A 20,540-nucleotide genomic window follows, 5' to 3' on the forward strand; every position below is an offset into this window, starting at 1 on the left:
CCTTTCGTTCCGAAAAACGGAACTTAAATTCCGTTTTTCGAAACAAACATATAATTTAAAATTATAAAATATTCTTTCAATTCAATCAATAGATTTTAAGCAAATAAAAAAGCATGGAAGAATATCTCTCCCATACTTCACTACACTTTATAACGCTCTTACTTGTTTCAACGGCCAGAAAACAGCTTGTCCTTTTCCAACAATTTCATCTTCTGAAATAAAGCCAAACATGCGACCATCCTTAGAAACTTCACGATTATCCCCTAAAACAAATACTTGGCCTTCTGGCACTTTCGTTTTCCCTGTGATTTGTTCTAACGTAAAGTCTGGAGTTAATACACGGCCTACTGCTTTTTCTTTAAACTGTTTTAAATATGGTTCTTCCATCGCTTTTCCGTTTACATATAAAACATCATTTTTATACTCAACTGTATCGCCTGGCAAACCAATTACTCGTTTTACTAAATCGTAACCTTCTTTTCCGTGGAAGACGATAATATCAAAGCGATCTAATCCACTTATACTATAACCAATCTTATTCACGAGAACTCGTTCGTTATTTTCTAAAGTGGGCATCATCGATTCACCTTGTACTAAAGAAGGTGTAAATAAAACACCGCGAATAATAGCAATTAATACAAGGGTAAACCCTATCGTTTTAGCCCATGAGAATAATTCTTTCTTCGTATTTTCCTTCATCGTTTCTCCTCTTTCTTAAGCACTTATTTTATTATTTCAACTAATTCTTGTACTAAATTAGGATCTATTTCAGAAAAACATGATTTTCCTTCTCTTACCGCTGTACCGACGTGAGCTTGCGAAATCCCAGTTTCATCTAGCAATCGCTTTATATTTTCTTTCGTCACGCCAGCTCCAGCTACAAGCTGAATTTGACCATCGCTTACCTTTTGCATTTCTGTAAGCACCGGAATATTCTCTACTATATTTCCTTGTCCACCTGAAGTTAAAACGTGAGTCACTTTATGAAACTTCTTTAAAGTTCTCATCGCTTCTACTGGATTTTCTATATCATCTATCGCACGGTGGTACGTTACATTTATTCCATCTACAACAGATAGTAAGTCCGCTAATTTCTCTTCATCCACTTCATTTCGTTCATTTAATACGCCTAATACTACACCAGCTGCTCCTAACTTCTGTGCAACTATAATATCTTCTTTCATCATTTCAATTTCTTCTTCCGTATATGTAAAAGACTTCGCATGCGGACGAATCATAACATGAATTGGTATACTTACCGCTTCTACCGCTTTTTTTATAAAAGCATAACTCGGTGTTAAACCACCTTCTGTATAAGATGAAATTAATTCAATCCGCTTCCCGCCAGCGCTTTCAATTCGTTTTACATCTTCTAAACATGTTGCAATAACCTCTAGCATGAGATGACCTCTTTTCGTGCTTTTTTCTTATTATAACATTAGTAAAAATAAGAAGCCTAGCTTTCTCCTTTAAAACTTAAAAAAGAAGAATGAAAAGAAAGATTTTTTTATTGGCAACAATTATTGGTAACATCCTATTATTCATGTACACTCCTACCATAATGAAAAAACCCGTCATTTTGACGGACTTTTCTAATTTCAAGCTTTTCTTTCCTCAGTTTTCATATCAATGCCTAATTGATCTTCCAATAACTTTACACCTTTCTTTGTAAGATGGACAGCTCGGTTCTTATCCATTTTCGTAATCCATCCCTGTTCAAAAAGCAGTTTTGCAATTGCAGACCCTAACCAACCAGAAATATGGTAACGCCGTTCACTCCAATCAAGGCAAGGTTTTGCAAATACCCTCCTTTTTGTATCTGCCTCATCAACATTTATTCCAAAATTCAGAAACCATCGCTTACCTTGTTCCGTTACAATGTATTCTCCATCCTCTAAAATTATAAATTGCCTATCTAGTAATTTTTCAGTTATCTCTACACCGAGTTTGCCTGCAAGATGATCATAACAAGTTCGAGCATAACGAATTTGTTTTAGTTGACCTGATTGTTTTAAAGAGCGAACTTGAACTGTTGGTGCGATTGTCCCTAACTTTTCAAGCACTTCTGCAACTTCTTGATTAGCGAGTCGATAGTAACGATGTCTACCATGTTGTTCAACTGTAAGTAAATTCCCTTCTACTAATTTAGAAAGATGAGAACTAATTGTTGGATGTGACACTTTTGCCATATAAGCCAATTCACTAGCGGGTAGTGCCTGATTATTCATTAGACAATCTAATATGATTGCTCTTGTAGGTTCAGCAATTAGTTTAGCTATATATGAGATATTCGGATATACATTCATATTTCGATGATACCCTAACTATTAAATTGATACAATTATTTTAAGTTTAATAGTAAAGGAGAATTTATTATGAATGCAATTGATCTTAGTATATTAAATTTGAAAGAAACGAGAAGGCGCTCAGAAAAATTATGGAATTCTCTTCCTAATAATTTTCTTAATTGGAAGCCTGATCCTGAGGCTATGTCTTTTGGTGAGATGATTCGTCATGTATGGAGTTCAACTTTTTACTACCATATGATTATAAAAAACAACGGTTCAATAAACGACATACGTATCACGTATGATGACGAGCCGATTACTTGTGTAAAAAAAGAAATTGAATTGGCACAATCATACTTTACTGACTTCATAGAATATGTTCAATCAATAAGCATAGCCGAGCTAGATTCAAGACTTATTGATAGAAGCGATGTTGGCTATCAACGATATTTAGGCGATATGCTATTACGAATTGCCTATCATGATGCGGTCCATGCAGGTCAATTTTTACAATATTTACGAATGGTAAACTTAGAAAGACCATTAATTTGGGATTAAATACGAAAAATGTTTATACAGCCTCCAAACTGGCATTACAATAAGAATTTTTCAACAAGAAACAATCACAAAACCATGATAATCATTTATATTAAAAACCTACATCTCAACTAAGTACTTCATACACATAAAAAGCACGGGTTTGATTACTAATCAAACCCGTGCTTTCAAAACAACTATAATATCCACAAACAATAAAATGTAAAATTTAAAAACTACGACCGAAACGCCGCATCCGCCAACATAGACAATGTTGCATCATCCATCGGTGGATTATGCAGTCCTGCTCTGACGTTTAAATAGTAACGATGGAGCGGATTTTTTTCTGATAAACTTTTTGCTCCTACGATGCGCATCGATTTATCCACTATAGATATCGCCGCATTTGTTACAGCATATTTCACGGCTGCTAATTCTGCTTGCAGTGATAGTTTATCTTCTGCCTCATCGTACTTTTTCGCAATTTGATATAAAAAGACGCGAGCTTGCATAAGCTCGAGTTCTAATTCTCCAACTAATCTTCTAACATTCGGCAATAAACTAATAGAATGGTTTAAACTGTTTGGCTTGTATGATTCCGCAAATTGAACTGCATAATTTCTTGCTGATTGTGCAATTCCTAAATAACATGCTGGTATATGTAGCAACCAGCCAACACCCTTTTGTTTTACTTTCCCGCCTTTTATATCTGTAAAAAAGCGACCTTCTATCTCTACATTTTGTAAGACAAGGTCGTGGCTAGCAGTCCCTCGCATTGCAACGCTATCCCACGTTTCTTCAATAGATACACCGAGTGTATTTCTTGGAATAACAAACTCACCAACTTCTTCTTGGCCCTCCATACTTGCTGAAATAATAAAATAATCAAGTACTGGTGCCATCGTTGTAAAAGTTTTTCTTCCATTTATAACCCACTTCTCGCCTTGTTGAACCGCTATTGTTTCTGGTTTGCCGCCACGCGTCGGACTCCCTGTTTTCGGTTCTGTTGCTGCCCTGTTAAAGAGCGCACCATTACGTACTTCTTCGCAAAACCATTTGAACATCTCATCATTCCAAGAGCGATTTTCCGCTAGCTCTTTCACAATGCCAAGATGCCAGCCAATCGATAATGCAGTAGCTCCGCAGCCTTCCGCGATTTTCTCTTGAAATAAAACAAAGTCATATAAAGAAATCGCACTACCACCAAATTCCTTCGGTAACGTTAATTTCGTATATCCGATATCTTTCAAATCATTTATATTTTCATACGGAAATGATCCTAATTCACTTAGCTGATGCTCCCTTTCCATGAACTTCGGAATCAATTTATTTATTTGTGCAATAATGAAAGATTGTTCTTCTGTTTCAACAAATGAGAGTGCCATACTATAATCTCCTTTATGTTCGATTCATCAACCGCTCACTTTTTCATTATGATTATATGAAGCTACCTCTCTATTGTTTCACTATTCCGATAAAAATACAATGTTTTTGACTAATAAGAAAAGTTCCTATTTAAGGATAGGTTCTTTTCTTATGTTAATCTCCCTTCAATGCCTTTAATGGCAAAGAGGTTACATATCCAATATACGAGAATAATTCTTTAAAGAAGAATGGAATTTCTGTGTCTAACGTTTTATATGCTGATGTCGGCGTTGGTGAAGCATACGCTTCAATATTAATATGTTTTGCAATTCTCATTGCGCGTTTCATATGAAGTGGATCACTTACAATCGTGTATGTGCGTATTCCGTTCTCTATTCCAACTTGCTTCGCATTTTTTAAATTTTCTTCAGTGAAAAGGGATTTAGTTTCAATTAAAATATCTTCCTCTTTTACACCTTGTTTCATTGCATATACTCTTGCAGTACGTGCTTCCTCAAGTTCTGCCTCGAACTTTGTACCACCTGTAAAAATAATCTTTTTAATATTTCCGTTCTTATATAAAGAAATCGCATGATTAATTCTTTCTTTAAATACAGGAGATGGTTTTCCGTTCCACGAAGCTGCTCCTAGTACGATACCAGCATCCGTTTTCACGTCATCATTTGCTTTAAAACGATAACTCCAAATATCGTAAGCTGCATAACTTACATATAAAATAGCAGAACAAATCATTAGTAAAAATACTTGAAAGATTCGTCTTTTCTTACTCTTCTTATTTTCTTTCATTTGTAATTGCCTCCGTACATCATCCATACTTCTATAAAAAACATTTATATCAAATCGTTTTGTTTGAGTTTATTTAAAAGAAGGAACTTTACTTGTTATTTATGTATAAAAGGGTTTTCATTTAAAATTGAGGATTATCAATTCATTTTCATTTGCGGTTTTCATTACATTTTTTAAATTCATAAGTTTATTACCATACAACTACATTGTAACGAATTTTTTCTCAGAAGGGAACGATGAAACAAAAGGAATTAAAATAAAGTAGCATTTTGTAAGAAAAAAGGTATATTTTTCATATCTCACAAACAATATACCTTTCAAAACACGAATTATAACTTTTCTTTATACAACTCTAATTTTTCTAACAATTGTTCTTTTACGCCTGGCCATTCACTCGAGATAATACTGTACACCACCGCATCTCTCACATAACCATTCGGTAATTTTCTTTCATTTCGAAGCACACCCTCTTTTACTGCGCCTAACCTTTCAATTGCTCGTTGTGCTTTTTCATTTCTTGCATCCGTCTTAATTTGTACCCTAAGCATATGCAGTTTTTCAAAAGCATACTGGAGAAGCATATACTTACACTCTGTATTTATACTTGTACGTTGCACACTCGGATGATACCACGTTTGTCCTAATTCAACTGTCTTATCTTCTACTGAAATATTATATAAACGTGTACTTCCTACAATCTTATTCGTCTGTTGATCTACAAAGGTATTTGAGTACCTCTTCCGTAACCCTTTATCGCTTTTTGAACGTATTGTTGCATATCTTGCACACTATCCATTTTAGAGATTAAATACGCCCAAATATCCCGATTTCCTTCTACAATCGAAAACAAAGTTTCGACATCAGTATTATCCATTAACCGCAACTTTGCTCTTTCGTGAATAATTTCCATTTTTAAGCCCCCTTTGTTGTTACTATATCATAAGAACAAAAACGTATTATAATAATATAAAAATATAGAGCGAAGAATTCTTTTCAAATATATTCTTCTCGTATAAGGTAGGAAGACTCATCAGTAACCCTTAAAAAAGAATTTTTTGGTAATTCCCAATAAATTCTATATAATGATAAACGGGAGGGGATAAAAAATGCTAGATCAAATTACTTGGGGAACGCCAGGCAGCTTATTATGCTTAGGGTTCTTTTTTGCGGGACTAGGAATCTTCTTAAGAAGCGTTACGTCATATACGAAAAATAAATAAGAATATCCCGCTTTTAAACAAAAGAAGCCCTCTTTTTACAGACGGCTTCTTTTTTATAACTTTATCTTATTAAAACTTTAAAGCAATAAATAAGCAATCGGCGTAATAATAAGTAACGTTAAAATCGTTCTCTGCACATATAAAATAATAAGTTCAGATACTTTTAACGGAATATCTGTTGATAATATACAAGGAATGGAAGCGGAGAAAAACAAAATAGATGATACGGAAACAACTGCAATAACAAACTTTGTCACAATTGGTGCACTTACTACTAATAATGACGGTAAAAACATTTCTGCAATACCAACTGATGCGGCTTTAGCGGCTAAGTCTGCTTCTGGTAATTGTAATAGCCATGTAAACGGATAGAAAATATAACTGATCCAATCAAATATTGGCGTAAACTTCGCTAAGACGATACCAATTAATCCTACTGACATAATGGATGGTAAAATTCCCATCGTCATAATAAATCCGTCTTTTAAATTTAATGCAATATTTTTCATAATGCTCGGTGCAGACTTTGATACTTCTAACGCATCTTCCCAAGCACGTTCTAACATTTTTTCTTTATAAACAGGCTCTGGGAACCCTTCTTCTGTTACATATGTATCTGGTTTTCTACTGAGGGGCGGGATTCTTACGGTGATAGCAGTCACGATGAATGTTACAACAAGCGTAGTCCAAAAATAAACATTCCATAAATGCATAATATCTAATGTTTTTGCGATGATGATCATAAATGTAGCGGATACTGTAGAAAATCCTGTAGCGATAATCGCCGCTTCTTTTGTCGTATACTTTCCTTCTTTATACACGCGATTCGTAATAAGGAGAGCAAGCGAATAACTTCCAACGAAGGACGCAACTGCGTCGATTGCCGATCTCCCCGGCGTATTCCATAATGGCCTCATAATCGGACGACAAAATGTACCGATAAATTCAAGCAATCCATATCCGACTAATAACGCTAAAAACGCCGAGCCAATTGGAACGAGCAAACTTACTGATATGACTAGCTTCTCATATAAAAACGGTCCAACATCTGGCGCAAAGAACCAAGCTGGTCCTACTTTTAAACAATATAATATGCCAAATACAACGCCAACTACTTTTAAAATAGAAAAACAAATGTCTACGATAGATGCATTCCATTTCTTCGTATAAAATGGATAAATCGCACCAATTGCCATAACAAATAATGCATAATAAGGTACTATGCCAGGAACCGAAGCCCTAATCCACGATACGATATGATCAATCATAATAGACGATGCACCGTTTATCGTAACAGGAACGAAAAACATAAACACTCCAACGAGACTAGCAAGTATAAACCGAAGAATAATTCCCTTCTCTTGCCCTGTCTTAATTACATTACTCTTTAATTCAATTTCACTCAAAATTCGACACCTCCTATTATCTAAATATTCTGTATAATTATGTTGGATTCCTTCTTTCCATTTCTACTATTTCATCATATAAAAAAAGCCTATTTTAAAATAGGCTTTTTCTACTACCTCTCATAATCATCCACAATCACTTGAATGATACGATACGATTCTTCTGCTACTTTTTCATTACTATCCCTATTCGCATCATATGTAATTAACGCCTTCCAAAGTGCCCATCCTCTCGCTCTATTCCACGTTTCTTCATCCATGCGTAATACTTCATTAAATACATTTCTACTATTTTCATCAAAAAACGTCCACGCCATCGCCGCATCACAAGCAGGATCTCCTACACCTAAAATACCAAAATCAATTACAGCACAAAGTTTTCCCTCTTTAACGAGTAAATTCCCCGGTGCTACATCTCCATGAATCCAAACTGGCTTACGGTCCCATGTTGAACTAAGTGCTACATTCCAAAGGTGCTTTAATAATGCCTCGTCAAAAACATCCTTATTATTTTCAATAGCAACTCTCGCCTCTTCATCATATACAGATATAAGTCCGCCTCGGTAAAAATTATGTGTTCCAGCTAAAGGTCCGTTACTCGCATTAATAGATTGCAATTCTACTAAAAAAGATCCTAAGTCCGCCGCAAATTCATTTAAATCCCGAACGTTTTGTTTCGTAACTGTTTCTCCCTCTATCCACTTATTAATAGACCAAGGCAATGGATACGCTTCAGACGGATTTCCTTTCGCAAGTGGGGTAGAAATCGGTAAAGAAAGCCCCTTACTTAATATAGGAAGCCAACTATTTTCTTTCTCTACTTGCGGTGCATATGCTGCATCACTTGGCAATCTTACACTCATCTCATACCCTAAGTGAAACGTCCTATTATCATGCCCACTAAACTTTACAGGTTTCACTTCTAAATGGGCCCATTCGGGAAACTGTTCCTGTATTAACTTTTCAACTAAACTTACGTTAATTGGATGCATTCACATTCTCCTTTTCTTTTGAAACTTACTAAGCCCATCCGTACTTCCAACATATTCAAAACCATTTTTCTTATAAAAATCATTTAACGTACGATTATGCCCCACGCAATCTAACTTCAAATACTCTTTATCACATTGCACATTCTCTTCTACCCACCGTAAAACCCTCTCTCCTATTCCATTCCCCTTATATTTTCGTTTCACCGCAAATCTATGAATATATAATGAATTAGAAACTTCCTCTTTACCAAAAATATGTTCATCCCATTCATTTTGTTTAGGAGAAACTGTAATCGTACCAACTATTTCATCTTCTTTCATAACAATATACGTATATTTCTCTCTTATACATTCTAGTATTTCAGCCGTAGCTTCCTCTCCTAAAAGATACTGCCACTGATCCACTTCTTTATATTGTAGCCATTGTGCTACTTCTTTTAATAAAATGATAATACTATCACTTTCATTTTCAGTAGCAATTCGAATTGCATATTCTTTACTTATATTTCTCTCCATATTGCCGTTCCCCTTTCAAATTGCTACCATACTGACAAACGAGTCCTTCCATCATTTTCATCTGTAATATATTCTACATAAAATCCTTTATTCACTGCGTTTTCATACATCATTTCAATCTCTTCTTGGTTTTTCGCATAAATTTGTATATACTCACCATCCGCTACTAATACGACTACTTCACACTTACTCTCCTTAAATTCTTCAAATGTTGCAATTTCTCCTAGTACCTCTCCTTTTGGACATGCTTTTAGATCTAAAAATAAAAGATAATATATGTTATCTTTTATTAGCTTTTTTAATTCTGATCCTTCCATGATCTCGTTATCTTCTGAAAATAATTCTGGACCTAATTCATTCCCTATTATTATATAAGCTTCCTCCCTTCCCATGACTTGCCAATCAAATACAGTAATATCAATTGGCTTTAATACTTTCCAAAGTAAATTATCATATCCATCTAGAATATCTACTGTAATCCCTCTTTTCATATGCTTGCTCCTAACTTATTCATTTTCGTTTCATACATTATATATCAAATGTAATTACTATATTTTGTCGATACATATGTACATCATAAAAAACCGCTCCACTACTAGCGAAACGGTTTCCTTTTGCTTACATTTAAATATTTCATTCAATTGTTGCACTGCCTTTTAAAATAATTTCTAATATATGCACCACATTAGCCGTTCATTCTTAATGCTCACTTCGACTTTACAAAGTAATATAAAAACCATACTGCATGATTTTGTTCATCCGCAGCTATTCTCCGTAACAACTCTTTCAAATGTACATCCGATGTCTCATCTGAAATTTCCAAATAAAAATCTACTGTTTTTTGTTCATCTTGTATAGCAAACTCTAATCCTTGTAAATACGTATTTGGGCAGTCTTCAGTAATTTGTGGTTTCGGCTGCCTTCCAGTTAAGTTCGTATAAATTTGTACAAAGTTGTGGAAATGCTTTATTTCATCATTACGAATTTCAAGAATTTGTTTTTGTTCTACTTGATTTGGAGCCATATTCGCTAATTTTGCATAGCAGCTTATGGCGCTATACTCTCCATTTATAGCTTTTTCAATATCACTAATCAACTTATCATTTTGCCTATACCAATCATAATAATTTGAATTATACATCGTATCCCCCCATACTTTCGCTTAACATTTTATGCATTTAGAAATAGTAGGAGCCTGTGTATTTAACGGGACGGCTTTAGAATGAAAGAAAAGTTTGAGAAAAGGGTCTATTTTGCAAAGGAATTGCTTATGCATAAAATAATACTATTGTATACTGTTGCTATAAACTCTCGCGGGAGTTAAGAAAATAAATTCGCGAATCAACGATTGGTTCAACATGATGCGGTGCGAAGCTATTATGAGTTAAGTGACATAATTAGGAGGTTCCACTATGCCATCTTTATTTAAAACTATGGAGTTCCAGCTAAAAACCGAACGACTTGACCTGAGTATGTGGGAGGAATCCGATTCAGTTTGGATGAGGAAATTAATTGGCGAACGTGGTGTGGACATGCCGACCCTCGACTCCGTTCGTAAACGGCTTATTGAGATGCGTAAGAAGGCAGATGAAAATGGCATTTCCCTTCTCACTATTCGAAGAAGAGACGAAGGCGATTTCATCGGATACTGCGGCTTGATTATCGGTCGTTCCACACTTGAAGAGCCGGAGATTGCATACGAGTTGTTCCGCAGCGCTCATGGTAAAGGTTATGCGACTGAGGCGGCATCTGTTGTACTGGACGCGGCGATTGCTACTGGGCGCCAAAGACTTTGGTCGACTGTAGGTGCTTGGAATATCGCTTCCCTCCGGGTACTAGAAAAGATAGGATTTAAGCGTCATCACAGTACGTGGGATGACGAACGTGGTGAGATTGTCTGGAATGTACGTGACCTTTAGAGATCCCGACTTAATTCTAAACATAACACTTTTCAACAATTAGGTGTTTACATTGAGGAAAAGCCAGAAAAATTAACAAACTTTATTATCAGCAAATATTCATTCTTCAGCTTATAGATTTCATCAAAAAAAGCCGTTTCACTAATTAGTGAAACGGCTTTTTTTTAAGCGTTCAATTCTGTTTTATGCCCTTTTACTACACTACGTTTGAATGCAGTTGCTAATATAGTAACCATACTTACTATACCAATCCAAACGAGTACAGTAACAGGAGTATTCCAACTTAACCCTTTTCCGAAGAAGAAGATTTCTCTTAGGCCTTCAATCATAAATTTCATTGGTAACCATGAGTAAACCCAGTCTTGATAAAACGGAGACAACATCTCAGGTGCTAATGATAGTAACGGCGCCCCGAAGAATAGTAATAAAGCGAATAAACCGATTCCTTTTAGCCCAACCAATGAAAGTACCGCAGATATCATTAAGAAGAAACTAAAAGAAGTAATGGATAAGAATAGAGCTGTATCCGTGAAGTTCGAAATATTTAACCCTACCATCCCATCCGCAATCCATGTAAGACCAAATCCAATTACAAGTGTCGCAATAGCTCCTGTTACGATTTGGTTTACTTTTAACAGAAAGTTTTCTTTTCTTGAGCTTACTGGCATTTTACAAATCGCAATAAAAATAATCGCTGCACTAGCTAAACTTGCAATCCATAACGGCTGGAACAATGATATTGGTGAGTTACCGTTCGCACTATTTTTGCCGACCTCATTCATATTTTTCACGTTCTTTACAATAGGTGTTACTAATTTCGCAGCTTGATCTGTTGTTACAGTATCTCCTTTTGCTTTTAACCCTTCTAATATTTGCGTACGAACATTATTGTTCATATTATCAACAATCGCAGTTCATGGACCTTTTTATGCGGCTGGCTTAAAGAAATAAGTCAGCTATATAATAAAAGAACATCCACTATAATAGCGGATGTTCTTTTATTTCATTACAACACTTCAATATACCCTTCTGTTCCATGTACCCGAATTCGTTGTCCGTCTTTTATTAATTTCGTAGCATTCTCTACTCCAACGACTGCCGGTAATCCATATTCACGTGCAATTACTGCTCCGTGCGTCATAAGTCCGCCAACTTCAGTGACTAACCCTTTTATAGACACAAACAATGGTGTCCAGCCCGGATCAGTAAAAGCTGTAACTAATATATCGCCCTCTTCTAAATTCGCTTCTTCCATGTTTAAAATAACGCGAGCTCTCCCCTCAATCACTCCTGAAGAAACAGGCAAACCTACAATTGCTTCGGCCGGGAGATTTTCTCGTTTATATTTACCTGTAATGATTTCTCCATCAGACGTCATAACTCGCGGCGGCGTTAGTTTTTCATATAATTTGTACTCATTTTTTTGTTGATGAATAAGCTCGTAATCTAGTTTATTTGTGCGGACGACTTCGTGAAGTTCTTCAAAAGTTAGATAGTATATATCTTCTATTTCATCCAGAACATTATTTTTCACAAGTTTCTCTGCTTCTTTCAGTAATGCCTGCTTATATATGAAATAACGATGAATCATGCCGTATTTCGGATATTCACGATAACCGATGAAATTGCGGAGGTTACAAATCATTCTCTTCGTCTCTTCTACTTTTTGTTCCCCACCCGGCAAGTGCTGCAATCGCTCTAACAGCTCTTCTTCTTTTTTCAAAGCTTCCTGCAGCCCTTCTTCAAACTTCCGTTTACTAGCACCATATTCAAAGTCCCTTATATGATTTAAAATCATCGGTATAATTGTAGCTGGCTGTTCACTCCAGCGCGTTTTCGTAATGTCGATTTCTCCGCTGCATCTCATTCCATATTTATTTAGAAAGGCATCGATTGCATCCCGAACTGTTTCCCCGCCTTTAAACTGAATTAATTCATCTAAAAAGCTGTCATCTTCTACATGCTGTAAATACGCAATGACTTCTGGATACGGCCGAATCACATCTGCAACATCTAATAATGCTAAACCCATTTCTGAAGTAATATTATTTTGTACAGATTGTGAAAGTACATCTGCTGCATTCTTTTCCCCTAGCCATTGTTCCATCTTTTCATTAATCCATGATGAAGCATTCATACCTGCCATAATAATAGCTATACTTTGCGAGTTAAATAATACTTTCTTTAATTGCTGAATGTCTTCTAAAATAAAATGGAGTACATCCAGCCCTGATTTCGTTTGTATGTTTCGTTTTAACTCTTCGATTGATGCTTGACTATTCTGTATTAAATTTGTAACGATTGCCGGATCATTTTCAATTTCTGGTTGAGAATTTGCAGGTGGCACACTTTTACCAACACTCTTCCCTTTTTCATCATCTGGTAATAATTTAATAAAATTATCTCGCTCAACTATAGTCGTTAATGCATCTCTTACGAGTGGATCCGATTTTCCTAAAGTGTTTATTAAGTAATCTCTGCTAGCAGGTAAAGCTAATTGTTGCGTAGCATCGACAAATAACCTGCCTCCCGCTTTACGCATAGGGGCACTAGTTGTTAACAAGAAAAAAGATAACCCAAGTGGTTTCATCGCATCGGTCATCATTTGTTGGTGACCAACTGATATATACACGTGATTTTCCCCATCATTTACTTCTGGAATTGGATATAAAGTCGTAATCGGTCTGCTTTGGACTATATAAATTGTATCATCAACTAAGCACCATTCAATATCTTGCGGACAACCAAAATAAGCTTCGATTTGTCTTCCGATCTGTGCTAGTTGTAAAATTTGTTGTTCAGACAATGTTTGAAGTTTTTGCTGAACCGGATCAATCTGTTTCGTCTCTGTTCCGCCCTCTTTTACAGCATAAATAGCTATTTTTTTAGTCGCTATCATCGTTTCTGAAATTTCGCCTTCTTTTACTTTATAATTATCGGCAGAGACCAGACCCGATACTAATGCCTCACCAAGTCCAAAACTGGCATCAATTGATAACACCTTTCGGTTAGAAGTAATTGGATCAGCCGTAAATAAAATGCCCGAAGCCTCAGGGAAAACCATTTTTTGAACGACAACACATATAGAAACTTGATTATGTTCAAAACCATTTTGCATGCGGTACGTAACTGCTCGCTCTGTAAATAAAGACGCCCAGCACTTTCTTACATGCTGTAAAATCGCTTCTTCTCCGATAATATTTAAATACGTATCTTGTTGACCTGCAAATGAAGCATACGGTAAATCTTCAGCCGTCGCACTAGAACGCACGGCATACGCATGTTCATTTCCAAAACGTGAGAGATAATGAGCTACTGCTTCCACTACATCAGTAGGGATTTCTACTGCCATAATGACTTCTCTAATCTTCTTACTCATTTCACCAATTTGAGCACGCTCTTCCATTTTCAACTTTGTTAGCTGCTGCAACAAAGTTTGAAGCTCTTCATTTTGCTCGATAGCCTTTTCATATCCTACCGTTGTAACACAAAAACCTTCGGGTACTTGTAACCCTTGAACGCTTGATAACTCCCCTAAATTCAAACCTTTTCCACCGACGAGCGAAAGCTGCGTGTTTTCTATTTCCTGAAAATCGAGAACGAAAGAACTCATGTAACATCTCTCCTTACTATGCATGTGTTCTTGATTGTAGCAGGAGTCAATACGAATAAACAGTCTATTTCGAACTTGATTTACATGATATAATTAAGTTAGGAAGAGATAACTATTTTTATTTCTCCCCCTCTAATCCACTTCAATTACATCTCCAAACTTAAACATTCTTTGATTATGAAAAGCATCCGTACAAGTAATCGTCTTATTTAATGGATTTATATTAGCTACTGTTATGTAATTTTTATATAGATAGCCATTCTCTAAAATTTTTATAGTGTAATCCACTTTCAATAAAAGTCAAAAAAATATGTTCGTCAATTAAATCTTCACAAATATTTAATGCTTATAAATTAATATTCATCTCATATATAAGTTCTAAGAAATTTAGATAAAAAAGACATTATTTTTGATGATCTAAACTAATTGAAACTTTAATTAAATTATATATCTATAACAACATAGAGCAATGTCATAACGAATTGAAACCGAAAGTTTCTTAAAGTAGAAAATTCGGCTTCTTTTATATCGAAATTTGCTTAGCGTATATTTTCGTTAAAATGCGGGTAGTACCCCATCGCTATTGAGCTAAGCTCATACACCATCAATTATAGTAGAGGCTACGTGTAAAGAATTTAAAGACCCCTCAGGAATCAATGAATTCCTAAGGGGTTGCCTACGTGATATAACATATTTACAATTACGTTACGTTTAAAATACGTATCTTTTTCATTTACCTTATAACCACCCTATTTAAGTTTATAAGAACTATGCTTTTGAGATAAAAGTCATTACTTGTTTTATAAACTCGTAACCAAAATAACCACTAAATCCGAATAGGACTATTGCGGCAAATATAGATACTCTTTTAATAAAGGTTGGATTTAGAAAACGTCTAGTAAAATGAACAAAGCTTAATAAGATCATATCATGCATAAAGATACCTAATAAAATACCTACAGCTATTAATATAAATGTAGATGTACTTGCATTACCTAATGAAGAAACGAGAACCGGGCCAAAGACCCCTATCCAAAATACAATATTAGCCGGTGATATAGCAATCATAAAACCAGATAAATAAGCTGATAATAAAGATTTATTAGGATCTTCTCCATCTATGTTAACTTCCGACTTTGCTTCTTTAATGCTTTCTATTCCAATAAACATTAAAAATATAAAACCTAGGAGCCACATAACTGTTTCTACCCACGGATTGGTTAATACACTAGAGAACCCTAGATAAATCAGGACTATTAAAGATAAATCTACAGTCATTCCTCCTATACCTACAAACCAACCATGTACGAAACCATTTCTCATTCCTTGTTTCGTCATTTGGACTGTCATAGCACCTGCGGGTATTGCTAAAGATAAACCTAACAAAATATATGTGAAAAGTGTTATAATCATAAAAATTCTCCTATTATAAGTATTGTAATAATCAAACCCTTTTTCTTTTTCCTCGGATTCAGCAAATAGAACTAGAGCACGGCGACTTTTCACATTACTTCTAGCAAGCATCAAAAACTCATAAGAAGATAAATGCCTAAAATCCCATAAGATCCTTTACATGTTCAGCATTCTTTTTAGATGTTAATTTTTCAAGTAATAAAAACGCAACATCAAAAGCTGTGCCTGGATTTGATGATGTAATAATATTTCCATCTTGTACTATTAAATCATTTTGTACTATTGCACCAAAATTCTTTAACTGCTCTTTTCGTTTACTCGTTGGATGACTGTATGTGGTAGCTTTTTTACCTACAAGAATTCCACTTTTTCCAAGCGTTAATGATGCAACACAAATACTGGCAATAGGCTTCTGCTTGGCATAAAAATGTTGAATAACATGTAAGAATTCTCTACTGTATGCATCCCGATAAAAACCAGCCTCTTCAAATCCTCCTGGAATAGCTAGTGCATCAAATTCATCTAATTGAATATCATCAACCGTTTTTTCCGGTATGACAGTAAAATTCCAAGTACAAGTTAATTTATTCCGAAGACCAACTGTTACGACCTCGGTTGATCCATCTCCCTCCCATTTATTCCAGCCTAGTACATCTGTAAATACACTAGCTTCTACTGCTTCAAACCCGTCAGCTAATAATAATAAAATCTTTTTCATATCGTAAACCGCCTCCTTCTACCCTTATTTTATACAAGTATAGAAGGCTGATAAATAAGTTCAGTAAGGATATTTAATTGTTTTACTTTATTTTATAAAGAATTTAGGTTATTCTATTTTATAAAAAAAGGTTGGATATTTTATGGATCAAATTGATAAAAAAATCGTGGGACTATTACAGTCAAATGCAAAAATTTCAATGAAGGATTTAGCGGAAGCGGTTCACTTATCTTCCCCGTCAGTAACTGAGCGAGTACGAAAGTTAGAGGAACAACAAATTATTGAAGGTTACCATGCACATGTTTCTCTAAAAAAAATAAATCGTCCAATTTCTGCACTTATACTGTTTAAATCAACAAATTGTAAATCATTATCTAACTTTTGCTACAATCATCCAGATGTACTTGAGTGTTACAGAGTAGCAGGAGAAATTAGCTATATTGTCAAAATAGCAACACATTCTGTAGAAAGTTTAGAACAATTTATTGATGATTCAATGCAATATGGTACGCCATCAACGAATATTGTGTTATCTTCTTATGAAAAAAAGATAATTACTCCTTTTATTAGTGAAGAATAAAAATACTGGCATAATCAATTAACTATTGCTTATGCAGAAGGATAATTTTTGTATGTTATATTATTATATTTTTTTAAAAGGAGTGTAATTACAATGGATTTTTCTAATAAATCAGTGATCATAACAGGGGCTGGAAATGGAATCGGGAGAGGAATCGCTTTACACTATGCAGAAAAAGGGGCCAATGTTATTTTAGCAGATATAGACGAAAAAGCAGGTGCAAAAACAGTTACTAAGATGAAAGAACAGGGTAAAGAAGCACTTTTCGTACAAACAGATGTAAGGCTGGAAACAGATATTATTCGATTAATGGAAGTAGCTAATCAAACATACGGTCAGATAGATATTTTAATTAATAATGCAGGAAAAGAGTTATTCAAGTCTCCTTACGATATTTCGCTAGAAGAATGGGACGATGTAATAAGCACAAACCTAAGAAGCGTTTTCTTGGGTTCACGTGAAGCAGCAAAGTATATGCGTCATAACAAAGAAGGTGGATCTATCGTGAATATTGCCTCTACAAGGGCGATTATGTCTGAGCCAAATTCAGAATCTTATGCTGCCACAAAAGGTGGGATCGTTGCTATTACACATGCGCTCGCAGCCTCATTTAGCGAAGATAGGATTACCGTGAATGCTATTTCCCCAGGTTGGATTGAAACAGGAGATTATTCAAAATTAAGTAAAATTGATCATGAACAGCACCTATCAAAGCGTGTAGGAACACCAGATGATATTGCACGAGCCTGTCTGTATTTAACAGCCAGTGAAAATGATTTTGTTACAGGTATAAACCTTGTCGTAGACGGTGGAATGACGAGGAAAATGATGTATGAGGAATAGGCGGTAATCAATCAAGAAATACAGATTCGCTATCAATAAAGCCTACTTTATCCAAGGTGATTTACCGAATCATCATGTGAATTTGAAATACAATTGAACTGTTTATAAAAAAGATGAACCGGAATTTCCTATCTCTAATAAAGAAGGGATTTCCGTTTTTCTTTCGGATGAAACATGTGAAAATGAATAAAAACCATGAAGTACTTAATGCAAGGACACCAGCTACACTAAGAGCGTTAGTTAGATAAAAAAATAGAATATATCATATAGCTAGTAAGAGATATTAGTATCACTGAAAGGGCTGTTAATAGCTATTGAAAAGCATAATTTAATCAATCTCAATTACATCACAAAACTTAAATATCCTTTGATTATGAAAAGCATCGGTACAAGTAATCGCCTCATTTAATGGATTTCTATTAGCTACTGTTCTGTATTCTTTATAAACCTACATTAAAATATTCAGATGAACCTTTTATTAACTCATAACCCCTCCTCAAAAAATAGTAAAAACTACACTTGTGAAATCAATATTTTCTGTTTGCACTTTATATAAATTGATATGTCTCCACCTTAATTTTTGTTTTTTGTAATCCCCACTAATTCTTTTCTCAAATCTCCCAAAATGGATTTGAGAAATTAGGGAACTATAATGTCGTATTGAAACATATTAAGGGGGATAAAAGGTGAACAAGGAAATGAATTATGGAAGTGATTACAAGTTTATTCCAGCAACTTCAATTGAAAGTGGTCACGGCATCGAAGTATTGCCTGATTTATTTTGCTACACGATTCAAATCGTCAACATATGTTTTGTTGGGAATCCGCATACCGATGATTTTGTTTTAGTTGACGCTGGAATGCCTAAATGTGCAAATGAAATTATCTCTGTTACTGAGGAGCGATTTGGTACAAATAGCCGTCCAAAAGCAATTATTTTAACTCATGGGCATTTTGATCATGTTGGAGGAATAATTGAACTCATTAAATATTGGGATGTTCCAGTTTATGCCCATCAAATGGAGATACCGTTTTTGACTGGACAACAAAGCTATCCTGAACCAGATCCAACAGTTGAAGGTGGTATGGTAGCGAAAATGTCTCCCCTGTTCCCTAATGAACCGATTGATTTAGGAAATAGCGTAAAAGCACTACCTATCGATGGAACTGTTCCCCATATGCCAGAGTTTAGATGGATTCATACACCAGGGCATACTCCTGGGCAGATTTCATTATTCCGAGAGAAAGACCGAACTTTAATTGCTGGGGACGCTTTTGTTACAGTGAAACAGGAGTATCTGTATAAAGTAATAACTCAAGAACAGGAAATAAGCGGTCCTCCTCGTTATTTAACAACAGACTGGAAAGCCGCTAAAGAATCAGTCATTAAATTAGAAGAATTAAAGCCTCTAGTCGCTATTACTGGACATGGGATACCAATGTCAGGTGAATTGCTATCAACGAGCCTCAAAACACTGGTTCAAGAATTTGATAAAATTGCTGTACCTGATTACGGAAAATATATAGATAAAAAGATGCATTAAATGCGGAAATACTTTGTTTATTTTTATATTAATGAATCAAAACACCAACGAATATTAAGTTTAATATGAAAAAACACTGTACTTAGGCAACATCTCTATTATAAGAATGGAACTACCCTTTATGAATAAAGCTCGATATTCCGCAAATACTATCCATAGTATAAGCCTGCTTCTTACCCAGGTTGTACTTCTTACCATTAAGGGGTGATTAAAACGGGTTACGCTATATAAAAGCATAATCCGTTTTTAATGAAATATTGTATTCCATATACGTTTAAACAATGGAGGAAAATGATGAAACATATTGTTGCCTTATTAATTAAATACACAGCGATAACTGCAGTATTGCTAATCATGCTCAGTATCTTTCAAGGCATTTCAATTCCTAGAGTATTTCTAATTTCTCTTTTTCTTACGGGAGCTGCCTATTTAATCGGAGACCTCTTCATTTTACCTAAATACGGAAATATGATTGCTACAATGGCAGATTTCGGCTTAAGCTTTTTCGGAACTTGGTTACTAACATCCTTGTTTACTAATTTAGATGCTACTCGTAACATTGGACTTTCTTCATTTATAGCCGCTTTAATTATTGGTGGAACAGAAGTTTTCTTCCATATTTATATGAAGAGGCTAGTGCTACGTAACGACGATGAATTAAAAAATCGCAATCATATTCATCATGATAAATATGCTATGGAAATATCAGATGAATATATAGATTCTTCCACAATAAATAAATCCAAGCTTGAGGATACATCTAAAAAATAAAAAAGTGG

20 protein-coding genes and 2 pseudogenes are annotated in these 20,540 nt (G+C 35.0%); 6 read left to right on the forward strand and 16 right to left on the reverse strand.

Annotated elements, in window-relative coordinates; translation table 11 throughout:
* Positions 1-147 precede the first annotated feature (147 nt).
* From lepB to DN407_RS15035, 3 genes are all read right to left on the reverse strand, one after another.
* Entirely contained in the window at positions 148-699 is a 552-nt protein-coding gene (gene lepB, locus DN407_RS15025; protein WP_000662490.1) for a signal peptidase I, read from the reverse strand.
* Between the two features lie 23 nt (positions 700-722).
* Positions 723-1,400: a copper homeostasis protein CutC gene (locus DN407_RS15030; RefSeq protein ID WP_061655640.1), complete on the reverse strand. Its 678-nt coding sequence runs from the start codon at positions 1,398-1,400 to the stop codon at positions 723-725.
* Between the two features lie 198 nt (positions 1,401-1,598).
* Positions 1,599-2,306: an ArsR/SmtB family transcription factor gene (locus tag DN407_RS15035; RefSeq protein WP_098430503.1), complete on the reverse strand. Its 708-nt coding sequence runs from the start codon at positions 2,304-2,306 to the stop codon at positions 1,599-1,601.
* A gap of 69 nt (positions 2,307-2,375) precedes the next feature.
* On the opposite strand from DN407_RS15035, the gene DN407_RS15040 reads away from it, so the two are divergent.
* A complete protein-coding gene (locus DN407_RS15040) occupies positions 2,376-2,846 on the forward strand; it encodes a DinB family protein (RefSeq protein ID WP_000991285.1) in 471 nt (156 codons plus the stop codon).
* 215 nt (positions 2,847-3,061) lie between these two features.
* Here DN407_RS15040 and DN407_RS15045 read toward each other — a convergent pair whose 3' ends face one another.
* The 8 genes and pseudogenes from DN407_RS15045 to DN407_RS15080 form a co-directional block, all read right to left on the reverse strand.
* Positions 3,062-4,210 (reverse strand): acyl-CoA dehydrogenase family protein, encoded by a 1,149-nt coding sequence (locus DN407_RS15045; protein WP_149216439.1) that lies wholly within the window; start codon positions 4,208-4,210, stop codon positions 3,062-3,064.
* A 154-nt stretch (positions 4,211-4,364) separates the two neighbouring features.
* Complete coding sequence (locus tag DN407_RS15050; RefSeq protein ID WP_000662216.1) at positions 4,365-4,997, reverse strand: YdcF family protein; 633 nt, start codon at positions 4,995-4,997, stop codon at positions 4,365-4,367.
* Positions 4,998-5,326: 329 nt separating this feature from the next.
* Positions 5,327-5,907 (reverse strand): annotated as a pseudogene (locus tag DN407_RS15055) (GNAT family N-acetyltransferase).
* Between the two features lie 387 nt (positions 5,908-6,294).
* A complete protein-coding gene (locus tag DN407_RS15060) occupies positions 6,295-7,623 on the reverse strand; it encodes a YjiH family protein (protein ID WP_001289412.1) in 1,329 nt (442 codons plus the stop codon).
* Between the two features lie 113 nt (positions 7,624-7,736).
* Complete coding sequence (locus DN407_RS15065) at positions 7,737-8,615, reverse strand: aminoglycoside phosphotransferase family protein (RefSeq protein ID WP_000553370.1); 879 nt, start codon at positions 8,613-8,615, stop codon at positions 7,737-7,739.
* Positions 8,616-9,131: a GNAT family N-acetyltransferase gene (locus DN407_RS15070; RefSeq protein ID WP_000440747.1), complete on the reverse strand. Its 516-nt coding sequence runs from the start codon at positions 9,129-9,131 to the stop codon at positions 8,616-8,618.
* A 23-nt stretch (positions 9,132-9,154) separates the two neighbouring features.
* On the reverse strand, positions 9,155-9,622 hold the full coding sequence (locus tag DN407_RS15075; RefSeq protein WP_149216440.1) for a DUF2691 family protein: 468 nt from the start codon (positions 9,620-9,622) through the stop codon (positions 9,155-9,157).
* Positions 9,623-9,837: 215 nt separating this feature from the next.
* Complete coding sequence (locus DN407_RS15080; RefSeq protein ID WP_000282831.1) at positions 9,838-10,272, reverse strand: ferritin-like domain-containing protein; 435 nt, start codon at positions 10,270-10,272, stop codon at positions 9,838-9,840.
* Positions 10,273-10,543: 271 nt separating this feature from the next.
* On the opposite strand from DN407_RS15080, the gene DN407_RS15085 reads away from it, so the two are divergent.
* Positions 10,544-11,050 (forward strand): GNAT family N-acetyltransferase, encoded by a 507-nt coding sequence (locus DN407_RS15085; RefSeq protein ID WP_001139529.1) that lies wholly within the window; start codon positions 10,544-10,546, stop codon positions 11,048-11,050.
* Positions 11,051-11,214: 164 nt separating this feature from the next.
* On the opposite strand, the pseudogene DN407_RS15090 reads toward DN407_RS15085, so the two are convergent.
* The 5 genes and pseudogenes from DN407_RS15090 to DN407_RS15110 all read right to left on the reverse strand — a co-directional run.
* Positions 11,215-11,961: pseudogene (locus tag DN407_RS15090) on the reverse strand (ABC-2 transporter permease); the annotation flags it as partial.
* A gap of 95 nt (positions 11,962-12,056) precedes the next feature.
* A complete protein-coding gene (gene ppsA, locus DN407_RS15095; RefSeq protein WP_149216441.1) occupies positions 12,057-14,663 on the reverse strand; it encodes a phosphoenolpyruvate synthase in 2,607 nt (868 codons plus the stop codon).
* A 132-nt stretch (positions 14,664-14,795) separates the two neighbouring features.
* On the reverse strand, positions 14,796-14,957 hold the full coding sequence (locus tag DN407_RS15100; RefSeq protein ID WP_015382330.1) for a YolD-like family protein: 162 nt from the start codon (positions 14,955-14,957) through the stop codon (positions 14,796-14,798).
* 474 nt (positions 14,958-15,431) lie between these two features.
* Positions 15,432-16,076, reverse strand: coding sequence for a LysE family translocator (locus tag DN407_RS15105; RefSeq protein WP_000587494.1), 645 nt, complete (start codon positions 16,074-16,076; stop codon positions 15,432-15,434).
* Positions 16,077-16,212: 136 nt separating this feature from the next.
* Positions 16,213-16,794 (reverse strand): DJ-1/PfpI family protein, encoded by a 582-nt coding sequence (locus DN407_RS15110; RefSeq protein ID WP_000722336.1) that lies wholly within the window; start codon positions 16,792-16,794, stop codon positions 16,213-16,215.
* A 142-nt stretch (positions 16,795-16,936) separates the two neighbouring features.
* Here DN407_RS15110 and DN407_RS15115 point away from each other — a divergent pair, with 142 nt between their 5' ends.
* From DN407_RS15115 to DN407_RS15130, 4 genes are all read left to right on the forward strand, one after another.
* Positions 16,937-17,374, forward strand: coding sequence for an Lrp/AsnC family transcriptional regulator (locus tag DN407_RS15115; protein WP_000372089.1), 438 nt, complete (start codon positions 16,937-16,939; stop codon positions 17,372-17,374).
* Positions 17,375-17,467: 93 nt separating this feature from the next.
* Positions 17,468-18,217, forward strand: coding sequence for a glucose 1-dehydrogenase (locus DN407_RS15120; RefSeq protein ID WP_000347901.1), 750 nt, complete (start codon positions 17,468-17,470; stop codon positions 18,215-18,217).
* A 686-nt stretch (positions 18,218-18,903) separates the two neighbouring features.
* Positions 18,904-19,761, forward strand: coding sequence for an MBL fold metallo-hydrolase (locus DN407_RS15125; protein ID WP_149216442.1), 858 nt, complete (start codon positions 18,904-18,906; stop codon positions 19,759-19,761).
* A 294-nt stretch (positions 19,762-20,055) separates the two neighbouring features.
* Positions 20,056-20,532, forward strand: coding sequence for a YndM family protein (locus DN407_RS15130; RefSeq protein WP_000680666.1), 477 nt, complete (start codon positions 20,056-20,058; stop codon positions 20,530-20,532).
* Positions 20,533-20,540: the final 8 nt, after the last annotated feature.

Source organism: Bacillus sp. JAS24-2, assembly GCF_008274905.1.
GTDB lineage: Bacteria > Bacillota > Bacilli > Bacillales > Bacillaceae_G > Bacillus_A > Bacillus_A cereus.

Excerpts from the sequence above, each read along its gene's own strand:
- lepB (WP_000662490.1), bottom strand. The coding sequence starts at position 699 with ATGAAGGAAAATACGAAGAAAGAATTATTCTCATGGGCTAAAACGATA.
- DN407_RS15030 (WP_061655640.1), bottom strand. The coding sequence starts at position 1,400 with ATGCTAGAGGTTATTGCAACATGTTTAGAAGATGTAAAACGAATTGAA.
- DN407_RS15035 (WP_098430503.1), bottom strand. The coding sequence starts at position 2,306 with ATGAATGTATATCCGAATATCTCATATATAGCTAAACTAATTGCTGAA.
- DN407_RS15040 (WP_000991285.1), top strand. The coding sequence starts at position 2,376 with ATGAATGCAATTGATCTTAGTATATTAAATTTGAAAGAAACGAGAAGG.
- DN407_RS15045 (WP_149216439.1), bottom strand. The coding sequence starts at position 4,210 with ATGGCACTCTCATTTGTTGAAACAGAAGAACAATCTTTCATTATTGCA.
- DN407_RS15050 (WP_000662216.1), bottom strand. The coding sequence starts at position 4,997 with ATGAAAGAAAATAAGAAGAGTAAGAAAAGACGAATCTTTCAAGTATTT.
- DN407_RS15065 (WP_000553370.1), bottom strand. The coding sequence starts at position 8,615 with ATGCATCCAATTAACGTAAGTTTAGTTGAAAAGTTAATACAGGAACAG.
- DN407_RS15070 (WP_000440747.1), bottom strand. The coding sequence starts at position 9,131 with ATGGAGAGAAATATAAGTAAAGAATATGCAATTCGAATTGCTACTGAA.
- DN407_RS15075 (WP_149216440.1), bottom strand. The coding sequence starts at position 9,622 with ATGAAAAGAGGGATTACAGTAGATATTCTAGATGGATATGATAATTTA.
- DN407_RS15080 (WP_000282831.1), bottom strand. The coding sequence starts at position 10,272 with ATGTATAATTCAAATTATTATGATTGGTATAGGCAAAATGATAAGTTG.
- DN407_RS15085 (WP_001139529.1), top strand. The coding sequence starts at position 10,544 with ATGCCATCTTTATTTAAAACTATGGAGTTCCAGCTAAAAACCGAACGA.
- ppsA (WP_149216441.1), bottom strand. The coding sequence starts at position 14,663 with ATGAGTTCTTTCGTTCTCGATTTTCAGGAAATAGAAAACACGCAGCTT.
- DN407_RS15105 (WP_000587494.1), bottom strand. The coding sequence starts at position 16,076 with ATGATTATAACACTTTTCACATATATTTTGTTAGGTTTATCTTTAGCA.
- DN407_RS15110 (WP_000722336.1), bottom strand. The coding sequence starts at position 16,794 with ATGAAAAAGATTTTATTATTATTAGCTGACGGGTTTGAAGCAGTAGAA.
- DN407_RS15115 (WP_000372089.1), top strand. The coding sequence starts at position 16,937 with ATGGATCAAATTGATAAAAAAATCGTGGGACTATTACAGTCAAATGCA.
- DN407_RS15120 (WP_000347901.1), top strand. The coding sequence starts at position 17,468 with ATGGATTTTTCTAATAAATCAGTGATCATAACAGGGGCTGGAAATGGA.
- DN407_RS15130 (WP_000680666.1), top strand. The coding sequence starts at position 20,056 with ATGAAACATATTGTTGCCTTATTAATTAAATACACAGCGATAACTGCA.